At 56.6% G+C, this 17,865-nt stretch carries 13 protein-coding genes; 5 read left to right on the top strand and 8 right to left on the bottom strand.

What is annotated here, in order from left to right; all coding sequences use genetic code 11:
* Positions 1–20: 20 nt before the first annotated feature.
* The gene (locus tag Pla100_RS08750) at positions 21–2,015 is read left to right on the top strand and encodes an alpha-amylase family glycosyl hydrolase (protein ID WP_146577239.1); all 1,995 of its coding nucleotides are present in this window, start codon (positions 21–23) and stop codon (positions 2,013–2,015) included.
* A 362-nt stretch (positions 2,016–2,377) separates the two neighbouring features.
* Here Pla100_RS08750 and Pla100_RS08745 read toward each other — a convergent pair whose 3' ends face one another.
* Positions 2,378–4,513, bottom strand: a complete 2,136-nt coding sequence (locus tag Pla100_RS08745; protein WP_146577238.1) for a hypothetical protein — start codon at positions 4,511–4,513, stop codon at positions 2,378–2,380.
* A gap of 449 nt (positions 4,514–4,962) precedes the next feature.
* On the opposite strand from Pla100_RS08745, the gene Pla100_RS08740 reads away from it, so the two are divergent.
* From Pla100_RS08740 to groL, 3 genes are all read left to right on the top strand, one after another.
* Entirely contained in the window at positions 4,963–5,508 is a 546-nt protein-coding gene (locus Pla100_RS08740) for a DOMON domain-containing protein (protein ID WP_146577386.1), read from the top strand.
* Positions 5,509–5,883: 375 nt separating this feature from the next.
* Positions 5,884–6,201: a co-chaperone GroES gene (locus Pla100_RS08735; protein ID WP_146577237.1), complete on the top strand. Its 318-nt coding sequence runs from the start codon at positions 5,884–5,886 to the stop codon at positions 6,199–6,201.
* A 58-nt stretch (positions 6,202–6,259) separates the two neighbouring features.
* The gene (gene groL, locus Pla100_RS08730) at positions 6,260–7,879 is read left to right on the top strand and encodes a chaperonin GroEL (RefSeq protein WP_146577236.1); all 1,620 of its coding nucleotides are present in this window, start codon (positions 6,260–6,262) and stop codon (positions 7,877–7,879) included.
* 373 nt (positions 7,880–8,252) lie between these two features.
* Here the strand turns inward: groL and Pla100_RS08725 are convergent, their stop codons facing one another.
* From Pla100_RS08725 to gap, 5 genes are all read right to left on the bottom strand, one after another.
* Positions 8,253–9,239 carry a hypothetical protein gene (locus tag Pla100_RS08725; RefSeq protein ID WP_146577235.1) on the bottom strand — a complete coding sequence of 329 codons (987 nt, stop codon included), beginning with the start codon at positions 9,237–9,239 and terminating at the stop codon, positions 8,253–8,255.
* A 6-nt stretch (positions 9,240–9,245) separates the two neighbouring features.
* On the bottom strand, positions 9,246–10,007 hold the full coding sequence (gene surE, locus Pla100_RS08720) for a 5'/3'-nucleotidase SurE (RefSeq protein WP_146577234.1): 762 nt from the start codon (positions 10,005–10,007) through the stop codon (positions 9,246–9,248).
* Between the two features lie 247 nt (positions 10,008–10,254).
* Entirely contained in the window at positions 10,255–11,001 is a 747-nt protein-coding gene (locus Pla100_RS08715; protein WP_197167781.1) for a type III pantothenate kinase, read from the bottom strand.
* Complete coding sequence (obgE, locus tag Pla100_RS08710) at positions 10,998–12,281, bottom strand: GTPase ObgE (protein ID WP_146577232.1); 1,284 nt, start codon at positions 12,279–12,281, stop codon at positions 10,998–11,000. The genes Pla100_RS08715 and obgE overlap by 4 nt, the downstream gene beginning before the upstream one ends.
* A gap of 167 nt (positions 12,282–12,448) precedes the next feature.
* On the bottom strand, positions 12,449–13,444 hold the full coding sequence (gene gap / locus Pla100_RS08705) for a type I glyceraldehyde-3-phosphate dehydrogenase (RefSeq protein ID WP_197167780.1): 996 nt from the start codon (positions 13,442–13,444) through the stop codon (positions 12,449–12,451).
* 120 nt (positions 13,445–13,564) lie between these two features.
* Here gap and Pla100_RS08700 point away from each other — a divergent pair, with 120 nt between their 5' ends.
* Positions 13,565–14,473, top strand: a complete 909-nt coding sequence (locus Pla100_RS08700) for a class I SAM-dependent methyltransferase (RefSeq protein ID WP_231602853.1) — start codon at positions 13,565–13,567, stop codon at positions 14,471–14,473.
* A gap of 41 nt (positions 14,474–14,514) precedes the next feature.
* Here Pla100_RS08700 and Pla100_RS08695 read toward each other — a convergent pair whose 3' ends face one another.
* Positions 14,515–17,583, bottom strand: a complete 3,069-nt coding sequence (locus Pla100_RS08695; protein ID WP_146577231.1) for a hypothetical protein — start codon at positions 17,581–17,583, stop codon at positions 14,515–14,517.
* A gap of 126 nt (positions 17,584–17,709) precedes the next feature.
* On the bottom strand, positions 17,710–17,841 hold the full coding sequence (locus Pla100_RS32165; RefSeq protein ID WP_261344783.1) for a hypothetical protein: 132 nt from the start codon (positions 17,839–17,841) through the stop codon (positions 17,710–17,712).
* Positions 17,842–17,865 lie beyond the last annotated feature (24 nt).

Below are 17,865 nucleotides of genomic sequence, written 5' to 3'. Positions count from 1 at the left end.
GACGCTCGCACCATGAATCCATGATCGCATTGAAACCAAACCTGTTTACGACCGCTACCGGACCGCATGCCGCGATTTCCGACGATGATCAACAAGCCTTCGTCGCGCTGCGCCGGATGGTGCCAACGTTGGAAGCGTTCTGGGACGCCGAGGACGTTGAACAAGACGAAATCGACGAGATCGTCGGTCGGCTCAATAAGCACTGGCCGCGGCTGTTTGGCTTGTTACTTGAGCTGTACGGCAACCAATGGGACTTTTTTTACCACCTCGAACAGACGCTGATGACGCTCGTTCGCGGTTGGCGACTGCGTGACGAATCATTGCGTCGTGACGATCGCAATCGAATCAATAACCCTGACTGGTATCAAAGTGAATTGCTCGTCGGTGGGGCGTTGTATGTTGATTTGTTTAGTGAAAACTTGGGCAAGTTGAAGGATCAAATCCCTTACTTCCAAAACCTCGGATTGACGTACCTGCACCTGATGCCCTTGTTCGCGGTCCGACCGGGCAACAACGACGGCGGCTACGCGATTAGCAACTATCGCAGTGTCGACCCGAGAGTCGGGACGATCGAGGATTTGCGATCACTCGCCGACGCGCTGCGGGAAGCCGGAATCCTGTTGGTGTTGGACTTTGTTTTCAACCATACCGCCGACGACCATTATTGGGCGCAACAAGCTCAGTCCGGCAATCGCGAGTACCAGAACTTTTATTTTCTGTTTCCGGATCGCACCATTCCGGATCAATACGAGCGAACCTTGCGTGAGATCTTCCCGACCGTTCGTCGTGGCAGTTTTACGTGGCACGACTCGATGCAGCGTTGGGTGTGGACGACGTTCAATAGCTTTCAGTGGGATCTGAACTATCGCAATCCGGATGTCTTTAACGCGATGTTGTCAGAGATGTTATTCATCGCGAACACTGGCGTCGATCTGTTACGCCTCGACGCGGTGGCTTTCATTTGGAAACAAATGGGCACGATGTGTGAGAATCTTCCCGAGGCTCACAAGATCATCCAAGCGTTCAATGCTTGCGCACGAATTGCGGCGCCGGGGTTGGTATTCAAAAGCGAAGCGATCGTCCATCCCGATGAAGTCATCAAGTATGTTAGCCCCGAAGAATGCCAAACGTCATACAACCCCACGATGATGGCTCTGTTATGGGAGTCGCTCGCCACGCGAGATACCAAACTACTGCGGCGGTCGCTGACCCGCCGGCATAAATTACCGGCCCATACGACTTGGGTGAACTACTTGCGTTGTCACGACGACATAGGCTGGACGTTCGACGACGATGACGCCGCTGCACTCGGGATCAGCGCCTACCATCACCGACAATTCCTCAACGCGTTTTACACCGGTCAGTTCGAAGGATCGTTTGCCCGTGGTGTTCCGTTTCAACACAATATCGAAACCGGTGACATGAGGATCAGCGGCACACTGGCGTCGCTCGCGGGTTTAGAACAAGCGATCGAATTGGAACGCGACGACTTGAAGGAGCTGGCGATCCGCCGGATCTTGTTGCTCAACGCGTCGATGTTAAGCATCGGCGGCATCCCGTTGATATACCTAGGCGAAGAATGGGGGGCGATGAACGATTATGATTTCGTCAAAGACCCCGCGAAAGCCGGCGATACGCGATGGGTTCACCGGCCGAAGATGCAGTGGAAATTTCTCGATGAACTCGGTGACGATGGATCGATCCGGGCCAGGATTTTCCGCTCGCTGCAGAAATTAATCACGATCCGCAAGAATACACCCGCGTTCGCCGGGTTGGAGATGGAATTGATCGAAACTCAAAGCCCGCATTTGTTGTCGTACGTTCGTTCGAACGCTTCCAACCGAGTGATCGTCGTCTCGAACTTCAGCGAGTATCCACAAACGATCGATTCCAACCGGTTGCGTACCGCTGGCATGGGCCGGTTTTTTGAAGACCTCTACACGGGTGAAACGATCACAACAAAAAGCGACGTTCACTTAGAGCCGTATCAATTCCTATGGCTTCACCGCGTGTAGCCGAAGTTTCGGCAAATTGTAGGCTGGGTGGAGGAGGCTCTGCGACGAACGCCCGGCAGTTTGCAACTTAGCATCAAGTCCAATTAATCGCGGCCGAAAAAAAGATTCTAGATTCAAAGTAGGTTCAAGAAGAAATATTCGGAACCTCCATGCACCTTCGCGAAAGTTCTTTGGCCTTATACATGTAGCAACGTCTCTCCGAGACGTTGAATACCGCGAGTCTCGGAGAGACTCGCCTGCGTGCTTTGCTGAGCGACTTGGGCAGAGCTGATTTGCCAATGGCGAACCGCTAAGAATTCCATCGCTGCCGGGTCTCCGCTATCGCTTCGACCCAGCCTACATTGACTGTGGCGACGCCGCGACTATCGAAGTATCGATTCGGTCGATGCATCGACCTTTTCTGCGACGGCCGCGGCCGGTTCCGCTAAGGCAGGCTCCTCAACGTTGAGGATCGATTGAATCGCTTCTCGCTGCCATTGGCTGATCGTGGCGATCAGATCTTCGATCGACGCTTCGGCCTCGGGGCGACTGTCGGCCAGTTCAGCTTCCATCGCGACGGGTTCGTTGGTGGCGAGATCTTCGTCGTCCTCTGACGAGGCGATTTGCTCTTGCGCGTCACCGTTGGGGATCGGATCGGCGACAGGAGCCGGGATGGCTTGTCCATCGACTTCCATCATCGCGATTTGCTCGATCGCATCAGCAGCCGGATCGGCCACGGGAGCGGGAATCAACTCGCCTTCAACTTCCATCATCGCGACGGCAACCTCTTCAGTCGGCTCGACATCTTTTGACTCCGCGATCAACTCACATTCGCTCGGGCACACCACGGCTGAACCGATCGCCGCCGAAACGATCTCGACGGAGTCTTCGTCATCCTCGATATCCGCAACTGGAGATGCTTCAGTCGAAGCGTTCGGTTCCACAACGACTTCCGCGAGTAGAGCTGGGGCGGCATCTTTGGCTACTTTGGCCCGAGGTTCCGACAAGCTAGCGACCCACTCGCCGAACGATTCACCGAGGCGGGCGATCGTGAAATCGACCGCTTCAGCTCGTGCCGCCAACTCAGACGTTTGATGAGCCAATGTGTCCAGCAGGCATTCCGGCGATGACTTGACATCAGCCACCGCGACGTCCACTTCGTCCACAACAACCGCTTCCACGGCCGACTCTTCCACTACCGCGACTTCGACGGAGTCCGCTTTCTCCGCCGCCTCTTCAACAACGGCCACTTCCGTGGCCGGCTCTTCCGCCGCCGCGACTTCGACGAAGTCCGCTTCCTCCGCCGCCTCTTCAACAGCGGCGACTTCCATGGCCGGCTCTTCCGCCACCGCGACTTCGACGGAGTCCGCTTCCTCCGCCGCCTCTTCAACAACGGCCACTTCCATGGCCGGCTCTTCCGGCACCGCGACTTCGACGGAGTCCGCTTCCTCCGCCGCCTCTTCAACAACGGCCACTTCCATGGCTGGCTCTTCCGCCACCGCGACTTCGACGGAGTCCGCTTCCTCCGCCGCCTCTTCAACAACGGCCACTTCCATGGCTGGCTCTTCCGCCACCGCAACTTCGACGAAGTCCGCTTCCTCCGCCGCCTCTTCAACAACGGCCACTTCCATGGCCGGCTCTTCCGCCACCGCAACTTCGACGAAGTCCGCTTCCTCCGCTGTCTCTTCAACAACGGCCACTTCCATGGCCAACTCTTCCGCCGCCGCGACTTCGACGGAATCCGCTTCCTCTTGGGTTGTCTCCGGTTTCAACACATAGTTTTTTTCTTTCAGTGGAACTACGGTCGACAGTGACAGGCCGTTCAGTTCCAAGTCACGCTGCGACAAGTCGTAAGGTAGGTAGGCGTCTTGAATCGTCACAATGACCGGCGAAGATCCGATTAGTTTATCGTCGCTTGATTCGACGGTGGGCTCTTGCACATCCAATGGTTCTTCGGCGGCAAGTTCTTCGATGGCTGCTGTCGTTGCGGAGGCGTCATCTGCCTCAACGCAGGCTTCATTTTCCGTCTTAGCGACGGCGACGGTCTCGGTATCAAGCCACCATCGATTCAGTGCAACCGATCCGTCAAGCTGTTCAGCCGTTGGAGCTTCATTGGCGATCGGCCCGACCATCGCGAAGGGTTCGAGCACTTGCTCGATCGAGATACCAAGTTTGGCAATGGATGCTGCCACGGCTGCAGCGATGTTCTTGTCCAGCTCACTCGCTGTGCTAGTGACCGGAACGCTGTCGTGCGTTCCTGGGCTCGGCAATGACTCTTCGGCGGCATCGGCGGCCGAGTCTTGTTCGGTCGCTTGTGATTGCTTGTCCGTTCCGGCGAACTCGTGGACAAGTATCGAGATGCCGCCACGGGTGTCCGTGTCGCTCGCATTGACCGAAGGCAGTGTTGTGAGCGAGGATCCGGCGATCATTGCCGATAGCATCGCTCGGCGAAGTGCTTTGCTTGTGAAGGATCGGGTGATGGTCTGATAAGAACGTTGAATGAAAGGTTTTCGGAACATGATTGATATCCTTAAAGGTTTCCATCGTCGTGCCGGTGGCCGGGATGCGCGAATCGCCGGCGTGTATGAAGCTTTGTGGCCGTTTCGATGGTGCGGAGAAAACGTCCGCGGGTAGTGAGGTGGGCAGGCGACGTTGGGTGTCGTGCTAGAAGACCGATCAGGGGGGAAAGAGAAGAAACCTGACCGATACGCTCGACGCTTCCATGCGGTTGTCGCTATGCACGCTATCGGCGACCTTGACGGTTAGGGGTTTGGTTTTGATCAATGAATTTCATCTTTCGGGGCAAAGGTTTCCGGCTGTAGCGATTAGGAAATGATGCTACGATCTCGGCATGACAAAATCCTCGCAACTCGTCGATCCGACCATCCTGTTCAAGTTTGAAGTGCGTCTGACCAAAGCCGAACTTGCGTGGACGAATCGAGGTTTGGAATTGCCACCGAGCTGTCGTCTGCCTTCATTCGGAGCCTTATCCGGCGGCCCAACGTTCGCGGACTTACGTGTCGGTTGGTCCGAAGAAGGCATTGGGTTTTGGATGAAGGTGATCGGCAAGCGGGCGATGCCATGGTGTCGCGACACGCGTTTGGACGAAAGCGACGGATTGCATCTTTGGATGGATACACGCAACAGTCCCAACATTCACCGGGCGACGCAGCATTGTCATCGGTTTCTGTGGTTGCCAGCGGGCGGGGGTCCCCAGCGTGATCGACCCGTCGCGGCGATGGTGCCGATCAATCGGGCGCGTGCCAATCCAAAGCCGATCTCCGGCGGATCACTCTTGATCCACGCGGCCCCCAAGCATGATGGGTATGAACTTTCCGGCATCATCCCGGCCTCGGCGATGACGGGCTATGATCCCATCGACCAACCCCGGATCGGCTTTTTCTATGCCGTGACGGACCGAGAGTTGGGTTATCAATCTTTGACGCTGGGCGAGACCTTTCCCGTCGCCGAAGATCCCAGTCTTTGGGGCGACGCGGCGCTCATCTCGCCTTAATCCGTCGAGTCCGCAGCCCTAAAAGATCGACCTGCAAATTTGACGTTACGGGAAACCGGAACGCGATACAAAACGTTCGAGCAAGCGCCGTCCTCGAAATGTGGGTAATTCCGTTCGCCAACAAACGCACCCGTGTGGATCCGTAACCATTAGTCTGCCAATCTGGTTTCGCAGACCGACTTCCCACGACGTTTGATATGCGTAAGGTATTCATAGTAAACGTCTTACGTCGATAGAATGCCTTCCGGCACGTGGATTGCTAGCAGATAGCTAAACGCATCACGGTCTGCCACATTGACGCCAGCCCGTGATCTGAATCGACTGCAAACATACTCAACTCCCCAATCGTTTCGAAAACAGAAAGGTGTCACGGACATGGCAACTGCCACGAAAAAGGCTTCCAAGATTCGCCTGCAACCCCTCGGTGAGCGAATCGTCGTTCAGCGTGATGAAAGCGAAAGCACGACCGCAGGCGGAATCGTGCTGCCGGATTCGGCGAAGGATAAACCCGCCCGCGGCACTGTGGTCGCGATCGGTACCGGCAAACAACTCGACGACGGATCGCGTGCCCCGAGCCAATTGACCAACGGCGACCGAGTTCTGTTCAGTAGCTACGCCGGCGAAACGGTCGAAATTGACGATGTCGAATACCTGCTCATGCGTGAAGACGATGTTCTCGCCGTGATCGGTTGAGACCCTTAACCGTATTCTCCCTTCCCATTCAAAACTCTTAACTCCACTTTAGACACCCATGCCAAAAATCATTGCATTCGACCAGGAAGCCCGCGAAGCAATCCGTCGCGGCGTCAGCAAACTCGCTCGTACCGTCAAGGTCACCCTCGGTCCCAAAGGCCGTAACGTGATCTTGCAGAAGAGTTTCGGTAGCCCCACCGTTACCAAGGACGGCGTGACCGTTGCCAAAGAAATCGACCTTGAAGATCCCTACGAAAACATGGGCGCTCGGATGGTCCGTGAAGTCGCTTCGAAAACCAGCGACGTCGCCGGTGACGGAACGACCACCGCGACCGTGATGGCTGAAGCAATTTTCAATGAAGGCCTCAAGGCCGTCGTCGCCGGCGTGAACCCGATTCAAATGAAGAGCGGAATCGAAGCCGCCGTTGCCGACATCACCGCTGAACTGCACAAGATGGCCGTCAAGGTCAAAGACCAAGAAGCGATGGCCAACGTCGCGACGATCGCCAGCAACAACGACCGCGAAATCGGAAACTTGCTTGCCGACGCGATGAGTAAAGTGGGCAAAGACGGCGTGATCACCGTCGACGAAGGCAAGAGCTTGCAGACCGAACAAGAATGGGTCGAAGGAATGCAGTTCGATCGCGGCTATCTGTCGCCGTACTTCGTCACCGATCCGACCAGCATGGAAGTCGTTCTCGAAGACGCCTATGTGCTCGTCTACGAAAAGAAAATCAGCAACATCAAAGACATGGTGCCGATGCTCGAGAAGGTTGTTCAGCAAGGCAAGCCCCTGTTGATCATTGCCGAAGACGTCGACGGCGAAGCACTCGCCACCCTCGTCATCAACCGCCTGCGTGGCACGTTCGCCGTGGCTGCCGTCAAGGCTCCCGGTTACGGCGACCGTCGCAAGGCGATGATGGAAGACATCGCTATCCTGACCGGTGGACAAGCGATCTTCGAAGCCCTCGGCGTGAAACTCGACAGCGTTGACTTGCCACAGCTCGGTCGTGCCAAGAAGGTCATCATCGATAAGGATAACACGACGATCATCGAAGGTGCCGGCAAGACCGCTGACATCCAAGCTCGCATCGGCCAAATCCGTCGCGAAATCGAATTGTCCAGCAGCGACTATGACCGTGAAAAGCTCGAAGAGCGATTGGCGAAGCTCGCCGGCGGCGTTGCGAAGGTCAATGTCGGTGCGGCCACCGAAAGCGAAATGAAGGAAAAGAAAGCTCGCGTCGAAGACGCCCTGCATGCGACCCGTGCGGCCGTCGAAGAAGGCATTCTTCCCGGTGGCGGCGTTGCGTTGTTGCGAGCAGCGGGCAAGGTCAAGCCGGCCGAGTCGCTGACCGATGACCAAAAGGTCGGCTATAACATCGTCTTGCGTTCTTGCCGCGCTCCGTTGACCATGATCAGCGAAAACGCCGGACAAGACGGCGGAATCGTCTGCGAAAAAGTCTTGGCGATGAAGGGCAACGAAGGCTACAACGCATTGACCGACGTCTACGAAGACCTCGTCAAGGCCGGCGTGATCGACCCCACCAAGGTAACCCGTACCGCTTTGGGAAATGCCGCCAGCGTCGCGACCTTGTTGCTGACCAGCGACGCGTTGATCGCCGAGAAGCCTGAGAAATCAGGCAAAGCCGGCCACGGCGGCGACCACGACATGTACTAGGACAACCAGTCGAAAGACTGATTCGAATAAAGAAACCCTCGCGAGCAATCGCGGGGGTTTTTTCGTGGCGAGTGGCGAGTGGCGAGTGGCGAGTAGCGAGTAGCGAGTGGCGAGTGGCGAGTAGCGAGTAGCGAGTAGCGAGTAGCTGTTGGGGTTTCAGTCGCGGAGCGACGTTAGCAATTAGCCCCATGCGTGAGCATGGGGATCAAATGCCCGAAACAGTCAGCGAGTCGCGGAGCGACGGCACTCATACACCCGGCTATTTGCCAATCACCAATCACCAACCACCAACCACCAACCACTAATAGCCAATAGCCAATAGCCACGCCCGCCGGGTGTTCGTCGTCAGAGCCCTCCTCCACCCAGCCTACGACTACGACGACAACTTGTTCTGACGTACTGATGGCATTGGGGGGGCGATCCAGCCTTCCGATTCGGCCCATACATCGGCGATTTCTTGACCACCGGCCGAGCGACGCAATAGCAGGTAAACTCCGCCGATCATCGCAGTGATCAGCATCATGGCGATCGCAGCACCGGTCATGATCAACAACCACATGACTTTACCACTGGCTGCACCCGAAACGATCGCCACCCACCAAGCCGTTAGCAAGACCAATCCCCACCCGAGCAAAACGGGTAACGCCATCATGATCGCGACCAAAGCATAACCAATAACTTGGGGCAATCGACGCAACGCGTACTCGTAACCACGACTGAGCGAATCCATCGCGTCGGGCTTCGCTTCGGTCATCAGACTGACTAGCGCCAACGGAACGGCCGCCTTCGCTCCCACCAACAACAAGCCAGCCACAATCAGCGATGGGACGATCCACAGCATCGACACCCAGTCCGCCATCGGCTGGGCAAAGACCAACCAGCTAGCCAAAGTCGTGCAAACCCAGGCGGCAATGACGAATGGTAACGAACTTAGAACAGGCAGGATCAAGATCAACGCACCCAGACTAAGCCGGCGGCCAACAAGTTTCCATGTGCCTAGGTACGAAGGGATTTCTCGTCCGGCCGTCAACAATGCGCCGACTCGAACAAACGCCATCATGTGTGGTAGAGCCAACAACCAAGTCCACAAGATCCCGACCACTTCGAACGAAGATGGCGCGAACAAACGTCTGTATCCATCATCGGATACCATTCCACCCAGATCCACGTGTAACAAACGCAATCCCATCCACCATAAGACCAACGCAGCGACCGAATGGACGATCCACACCGGTCCACCGGCAACCCGACACACCTTGACCAAACGCAACCAAGGGAAGACGTCTGTCCAATTGCGCAGATTGGCTAACAAAGATTGCTCAGGCGTGGGGCTGACCGGCGGCAGTTCGGGGGCTTCCATCGGCCGCTAACCTCTCAAGTCCCAGGTCGTCATCTGCTCGAGCAACTCGTGCCGCGTCAAATTGAAGTGCAACGGTGTCAGTGTCACGTTGCCTTCACGGAGTTGCGCCAGATCAGTCATTTCGTCGGGCGGGTTTTTCGGCTCGGACCACAACGCCCAGTAATAATCCCGTCCACCCGGGTCGAGACGTTTTTCGTAGCGTCGGCCGTACTGTGCCAGACCCATCGGAACCACCTTGACCGGCCGCGCGGTCTCGGTCGCGGCGGTTGGAATATTTAGATTGAACAGTCCACCTTGAGTTTCGTCGTGTTGGATCAATTGGCTAATCACGTTCTTGGCGATCACGGCGGCGGCGGCAAAATCGGCGTCATCATTGTGCTCGAGCGAAACGGCGACACTCGTCACGCCAAAGAACGCCCCCTCGATCGCGGCGGCGACGGTGCCAGAATATAGCACATTGATCCCCGCGTTGAGCCCGCTATTGATGCCACTGACCACGAGATCGATCGGTTGGTCGACCATCAATTCCGCCAGTGATAATTTTACGCAATCCGCCGGCGATCCTTCGACCGCCCAAGCCCAATGTCGCCCGTCCCGATGGATGGATTTGGGCACGAGCGGCGTGAGATAGGTGATCGAATGCCCGACGCCACTTTGTTCGGTCGCGGGAGCAACGGTCACGACTTCGCCAAGGTGACGCAGTTGATGCCCCAGCGCCGCCAATCCGGGCGCATACACGCCATCATCGTTGGTCAAGAGAATTCGCATGGTGGTGATCGTGTTTGAGTAGCGGAACGCGAAACCCATTGTGTACCCGAAAAAGCCTCATTTGCCGATCGGTCTAACGCGTCATAAGTAGGCTGGGTCGAAGCCGCTTCGGCGCAGACCCGGCAGGGATTGGCTATTAGCAGTTGGCTTTTGGCGGTTGCTGTCGTGGAGCGATAGCAATCGTTGACACGGAGATTGTCGATCGTGAACCCTTGCCGGGTCTGCGCCGAAGCGGCTTCGACCCAGCCTACTTTGGGGGCAACTTGAGAAGGGTTCGGCAGACCAGGTGTGGCTGGATTTGATGGGCTATTTTCAAGGCTTTGGAAAGACAGGCGGCATCGCCTCCGGTGACGATGACGTGTCGCGGATTGCCGTATGATTCGATCAAGCGAGTCACGCCTCCGGCGACCGATGACAAGACTCCGAGTCGGATTGCCGCGATGGTGTTCTTGCCCGGCACTTGTTCGTCTGATTCACCGCAACACGATGCCTGCCACTCCAGGTCCGGTAACGCATCGGTACCGCGTGCGAGCGACGCGGTTTGCATCATCAGGCCAGGCATGATCGCGCCGCCTTGGAATTCGCCTTGCTCGTCAACGTAGTCAACCGTCACGGTCGTGCCGGCGTCGACAATCACCAACGGCATCTCGAGAATCAAACTCGCACCGTAGGCACCGACCAATCGGTCGATGCCAACTCGTTCGGGGTAGTCCACGTTCGCTTTGATCGGCACGTCCGCCCTTGTGATCGGACGAATCGTCCAATTCCCCGGTGCATCGACGCGCAATCCTGATTCCAGCATTGCTGCGGACGAACGGTTGACACTCGCGATGCGGATCTCGGCGCAATCGGCGTCGGCCGTGGCACGCATCAGGTCGGCTGCCAAGTGTCTCAGCGTGCCGTCCAAACCCGGTCGGACGGATTCGACGCGATCTCGTTTTTGGTCGGTGACCCATTTGATCGCGGTGTTGCCGACATCGATCCCAACGATCACGGGGACTCGTCCGTCTTCTTGCCGTATCGCTTGACCTGTTTGCGGACGTTGCGTTTTTTGACTTCCAAGTGAGGGTTGTTGTGCCCTCGATGTTTTTTGTCCTCGGCCCACGGATCGTCCGCGTCGATCTCTTTGGACGGCGTTTGATCGGACAGGTTGGCGGTTAAGCCTTGCTTGTGCGGCGGAACCCGTTTGGGTTTGGGAATAAGTGCCTCTTGGTCGACCTCTCGGATCGGCAGCAACTTTTCACCTGATGCGATCATCTGCAAACGCCGTGCGTGAACGCGATCCATGATCGCCTCGGTCAGTTCATTGAGCCCCTCACCGGCGGCGGCGCTGATCGAATGCAGTTCGCGGTCGTGCTTGACCGGGTTGGATTGGAAATGCGCTTGTAGGTTGCGAAAAACCTCACCGTCGATGTCCATTTCACTTTTCGTCATCACGACTATTTCTTCACGGTCGCCAAGCGTGGGATCGTAGTGTGCGAGTTCTTCTCGGATCGCCTGGTAGTTGGCGATCGGATCAGTCTCGTCGACCGGAGCCGGCTCAACGAGATGGACTAAGGTTCCGGCGCGTTCGATGTGTCGCAAGAACTCATGTCCAAGTCCCACGCCGTCACTGGCCCCTTCGATCAGGCCTGGGATGTCGGCAACGACGAACGACCGTTCGACGTCGATTTCGACGATGCCCAAATTCGGATACTTGGTCGTGAAGGGATAGTCGGCGATCTCGGGTCGGGCGCTGCTGATGCGGGATAGCAATGTACTCTTGCCCGCGTTGGGTTTGCCGATCAAGCCTACGTCGGCGATCGACTTGAGTTCCATGATGACGTGCCGCACTTCTCCAGGAGCACCCGGTGTTTTCTCGCGGGGGACTTGGTTTTGTGCAGACTTGAACCGGGTGTTGCCTTGTCCGCCGCGACCGCCTTTGGCGATAACGAACTCCTCGCCGGGCGTCGTCAAGTCTCTGATCACGAAACCATCCGCCGCATCGATGATGCTCGTTCCACATGGCACGAACAGTCGCAGATCACATCCGCGTCGTCCGTGTCGCAAACTGCCTTGGCCGGGTTGTCCTTTTTCGGCTTTGAAGAATCGTTGGCTCGCAAACGCCGAAAGGGAATTCACGCCCACGCGAGCTTCCAAGATTACGCTGCCTCCGGTTCCTCCGTCGCCTCCGTCGGGGCCACCTTTGGAGACAAACTTTTCACGGCGGAAGCTCATGCAACCATCGCCTCCCTTGCCGGCTAGAAATTCGACTTCGACGCGATCGATAAACATGTTGCGCAGGGGGTAGCAGGTAAGGAGGACCACCGGCGGAGGGTTGGGGGCATCGCAGAGACTCGATGGAACCGACCGCCAAAAGAACAGGTTACAGGTCGCCCGTGGCAGAATCAAACATTCTCCACCGGCGACCTGTCCATGGATGAACCTCTGTGAGACCTACTCTAACTCGAGATTTTGGCGACTAAGTCGAGAACCTTGTTCGAGTAACCCCATTCATTGTCATACCAAGATACGACTTTGACGAAGGTCTTGTCTAACTGGAGTCCGGCGCTCGCATCGAATATCGATGTGCGAGCATCGCCGCGGAAGTCGGTCGACACGACACTGTCTTCGGTATAACCCAAGACGCCCTTCATCGCACCTTCGGATTCGGCTTTCATAGCCGCACAGATTTCTTCGTAGGTTGCTTCTTTTTCGAGCTCAACCGTCAGGTCGACTACCGAAACATCCGACGTTGGAACTCGGAATGCCATGCCGGTAAGCTTGCCGTTGAGTTCAGGAATGACCTTTCCGACAGCCTTCGCGGCGCCAGTGCTCGATGGAATGATGTTCTCAAGAATACCGCGTCCGCCACGCCAATCTTTTGCCGAAGGTCCGTCGACGGTCTTCTGCGTCGCGGTGGTGGCGTGAACCGTGGTCATCAGTCCGCGTTTGATTCCGAACTTGTCGTTGAGGACCTTCGCAATCGGAGCCAAACAGTTGGTCGTGCACGAGGCGTTGGAGACAAAGATTTCGCCGTCGTAGGAGTCGTCGTTGACGCCCATCACGAACATGCGAGTGTCGTCCTTGGAAGGCGCTGACATGACGACCTTCTTGGCACCCGCGTCGATGTGGCCCTGAGCCGCTTCTTTGGTCAGGAAGAAACCGGTCGACTCGACGACAATGTCGGCACCGATATCGCCCCATGCTAGACTCGCCGGGTCGCGCTCGGCGGTGATGCGAATCTCGTTACCGTTGACGACCAACTTGCCGTCTTTGACGGAAACTTCCCCTTGGAAAGGGCCGTGAACCGAGTCGTATTTCAACATGTACGCGAGGTAATCGACGTCCAGCAAGTCGTTGATGGCGACAACCTGGATGTCCTCTCGGGCAACCGATGCACGAAATACCATCCGTCCGATACGGCCGAATCCGTTAATACCTACTTTGATAGTCACTTTACTCAGATTTCCTGTTAGTTGAGATTCTGTTACGGGTAGCGACGGATTATAAGAACGTTCGCAGGAATTGAAACAGCCCCCACGAGCGACACTTCGACGGTTTAATCTACCGACCCAATGCCCGATTCCCACCCATCGCCAGAATCGAAATCGCTCGCCAGCGCGAGTCTTCCAACAAATCGTTCGGACCAGACTGCTTGGCGACGACCGCTCGGAGTGGCTCCTGGAACTTGGCGTTATGTCCACGAAGGGCGCATCGCATCCCTCTACGATGAATTTGTGGCATCCACACCACTTTGTCGTGTCGATCTAGAAATGCTCGCGTCCGTTTTTCCACCGGAATCCAGCTCGTCGGAAAATAACCCGCTCCCACGCCATCACCACGGTGGGTTAGCAGCATCGGAGAGCTCCCAGAAATCAATTCAGTCACCCAAAAAATGGATTTTCGATCTCGGATGTGGAACCGGTCGTGCCTCCGAAGTGCTAGCGGGCAACGGATACGACGTCTTGGCCATCGATCTTTCGCTTCCGATGCTACGCGAAGTTATCGCAAGAGAACTCCCGTGTGTTCAACCCATTCACGCCAATCTCGTTGAACTCGACGCCATCAACGACGGAATCGGACTCGGGGCAGTCTGCTTGTTCAGTACACTGGGGATGATCCAGGGCCGCTCCAATCGCCGGAAGTTTTTGAAACATGTCCGACGGATTGTGCAACCCGGAGGACGCTTCCTGTTGCACGCGCACCATCGTTACGCCGCAATGACGCATGCGGCAGGGCGCCGTCAATTGATGCTCAGTCGGCTGAGATCATGGTGTTGTCGAGGCCTGGAATTTGGGGACGCGGTTTATCCGTACCGCGGACTACCTGATATGTTTCTGCACCAGTTTTCGAAGCAAGAGCTAATGTCGGACCTGCAAACAAGCGGATGGAAGATTCAACGATGGGAACGCCTCTCTCTTGACGGATCGCAGTTGTTGGATCGACGAGGCATCGCGGGTGGATTCTTGGTCGTTGTTGAATAAGCGAACAAAACATTCACGCGTTGTTCGAGTTTCAAATGAGGTCATCGATTCATCACTCGCTCCCCGACGAGAACACGTGTTCCGACGGCAACCCTCGGCGATGTATTCGGGCTGATCGCGAGGGCCAACCATCCGTCGCGCATTTCGAGTTGACTGATCGCTAAGTCTTGTGCGGCCGGGTGCTCCACCAAACGCGGCATGGTTAAGGGAATCGTTCGACTCTCCGAGAGTATCTTGTTGAACAACGCACGAATGGGGAAACGCTGACGCATCGACATGCCAGGGCCACTAACACTTAAGTGACCGTCACGTACCAACTTCGCCGACAACCCGTCGATTTCGGGTCGGTAATCGGCTCGGACGATAAAGCGTTTCAAGCTGGTTCCGTCGTCTTGGGACAGGCTCACCACCCGCAGAGTTAGTGTCAATCGTCCCTCATCCATCTCGACGGTAATCGGCCGGGTTGCCGCGAATTCGATCCGCGCGTCAGCCGGCACATCGTCGGGCAATTCGATGTTATCGCGGCCGAACAGGGCCATCGTGTCTTGAAAGAAATCGCCTAACGTCTTGGCATTGCCCTTGGGAAGCAATTGCTCGAACGTGTTGTTGAACGCCGATTGGTGAATTTGCAAACTCATCCAACTATCGCTCCAAGCCCGTGGCCGCGGCGTATTGGATGCGAGTTGCCAGTCGCCCGCCAAACGATATCTCGCGACCAATCGGTCGGAAGTCGTCTCCAAATCGATGACTTTGGGTTCTAGATTCAAGCGGCCTAATGGGCCAAATACAAACTCGTCGAGTTGGTTCTGTCCCTGGGATGCCTTGGCATTCAACTGTGTTTGCAATTCCTCAGTAACGGTGCCTTCGATTTGACGCTGGCTCGCCCGGATGGCAAGCGGCCGAGCTTCCTCAAACCGACTTTCGGCGATCCCTCGGACCAGCGAGCCGATCAGCGGCCACCCGTCGTATTTCGACCGGACGCCACGAAGCAACTGGCTGCCCGTGACGGCAACGTGCGTTTCACCGATTCGGTAACCGTCAGCACCGATGATGAGCGGCGTCGTCGCATCAAAAACGTTCTGCCCATTGGTCAGAACTGTGACGCCCGATTGGCCCGAGTAGCTTTCTGTGAGTACATCGCCGAGTGTTTGTATGCTCAAGTTCCATGAGTCTTCCGAGGGATTCAGGCGAATCCCGATTTGGGATTCCGTTCGACTGGTCCCGCGAACATCGTTGCCCAACAATCGAGTACGAATCGGACTTACTTTCGATGGAACTTCAGGCAATAAACGATCGATCAATTGAACCGAGATCGCGGTCCGTACGTTTGCGTTGCGATAGTTCAAGTCGATCGCTTTCGCGACTTTAACTGCCGCCAAGTCTTGCGAAAATCGTAACGATTGAAAGACCTCGCCGACCTTGATCGCCGACAAGTCGATCGAATCGGTTTCCCCTCGTTCGAGATCTTCGAGAAGCTCCTTGTAGTCGATCGGGCGAACCGTCCAGATTTGTAAAGATTCCGCTAACGCACGGATCGAATCCCGTGATAGCCACTCGCGATGCTCGGCTCGGATTAGATGGTGATCGAGCCGCGACAGAAACCGCTGTGCGACTAACGAACGCTCGTCGGCATTGCTGGCCTTGGATGCCGATTCGATCTCGTCAAGCAGCAAGAACCGATCCCACCCGGCTTCATCTCCGGTCTGATTCAGTTCCGCTCGGACGCGACCAACGAGCGTTGCCATCTCGATTGGAGGTGCCAAGTTCTCGCCATTCGATGTCGCAAGCGATACATACTGAGTTTCTTCGCCGTTACGAGCCAACCGCCAAATCGGTCCCCAAATGGCGGATCGACGCGAGCAAGCATGGGCGGCCCGCAACCAGCGGATTTGCTGTTCGCGCACCGGTACCCGCTCGGCCATCTGCAGTCCCGCTTCGGACAGCGCCGCCAACTCGCGGATCAGCTGCCCGGATCGTTCGTCTCCGATCCTCGGCAATGCCTGCAGTTCGTCGATGGTTGTTCCAACCTTGTCCGCCCATCTGCCCATTACTAGCGCGGTCGCATATCGATGTAATGGCGATGCATCGTGACCATTGAACTGCTGTAGGTTTCCTTCGGAAATGAGCTCGCGAACAATGGCTGACGACGATGACGGTAATTGGACCGAAGCGAAACTTTGACGGTTCGCGGAAGTCGCCAGACTCGCCACATCGGCGTCCGCTGCAATGAGAGCGAGATCACGATAGAGTTGTTTCGGTTGCGGCCAGGCATTGCCGACAATCTTAAACGTGCGCGGCGCCGTCTTGGATTCGTTAGTTGACTCCGCTTCATACGGATCGGATGGATGTTCTTGTGTTTTGGCAAAAATCGGCCGAGCGAGGACGGCGACTGATTGAGGAATCAACGTTTTGCTGGGCTGATTCAAGCAAGCCGGCTCGGAGGCCAACGCGTCACCGATCGCGATCGCTTTTGCGGTGGCAACCGGGTTAATCGCGAGCATCCATTGATCGTTACAAGTGGCAACGGCATTGCCGAGGTGACCTCGACCGGTGGCGGTAAAAGGATCGTCCAGCCCAGGCGAGAGGCTGGAGGGGAGTGCCACGAGCGCTTTCGGCTCGCAAAAAGGCGGCGTCGATGATGCGCGGCGATTCGTCTCGCCTTCGGACGCCAGTCCCGAGAATCCTGCAAGCTCCGCCACCGGATCTAACACCGGTGCCAATAGGGTGCGGGCGATCACCTTGCTGCTTGCGGCAAGGTCCGCCGACGCGGACGACGAAACGCCGTTCTCGTCGCCTAGTGTCTCTCCCAAAACTTCTTCGATCATTAACCGGCTCGGCAGAGCCAATCCTCGAACGCCACGGTCGGGTCGATGGGCCGCGCAGTCGCTCGCGACTGAAGCTCGCAATGACTCAGCCAACGCACTGTCGCTGATCGCCAGCGGCTTCTCACCGCAGTGAACCACCATCGAGAGCGATTGTTTGATCGCCGAGAATTCCGCCGCTTGTCGTGCCTGCTTGTGCCACCAAAGTGGTAACGTCGTCGATGCGATGATCGCCGTCGATGCGATGATCGGCCACAGCAAGATTGATCGTTTTACGTCCTTGTCCATCGTTTCAATGCCCGACAGTGAAACCACTGAAATGGGGAAGCAGCATTTGGGGAAACGGTCGGGTGGTGCCAAGAAAACATCGTGTTCTCTTGCCCGACCGGCAATGTCGACGCGCCCCGGAAATACTCACCCGTCGACGGAACAGGTATCGTCGGGAAGGTCACCGAAAATCAGAAACGCTTCGCCGCCCCGCTCGACTGAAAAAGGCGGCAGGACGCGGGCGATCTGCCCAAGCGGAAGCAAATGAAGAAGTCGCATAAGCCGACGATCGCATTCAATCGT

Origin of the sequence: Neorhodopirellula pilleata, from assembly GCF_007859915.1 — a bacterium.
Lineage (GTDB): Bacteria > Planctomycetota > Planctomycetia > Pirellulales > Pirellulaceae > Rhodopirellula > Rhodopirellula pilleata.
Note: the sequence above shows the minus strand (reverse complement) of the source record. Positions and strands in the feature narration are given on the sequence as shown.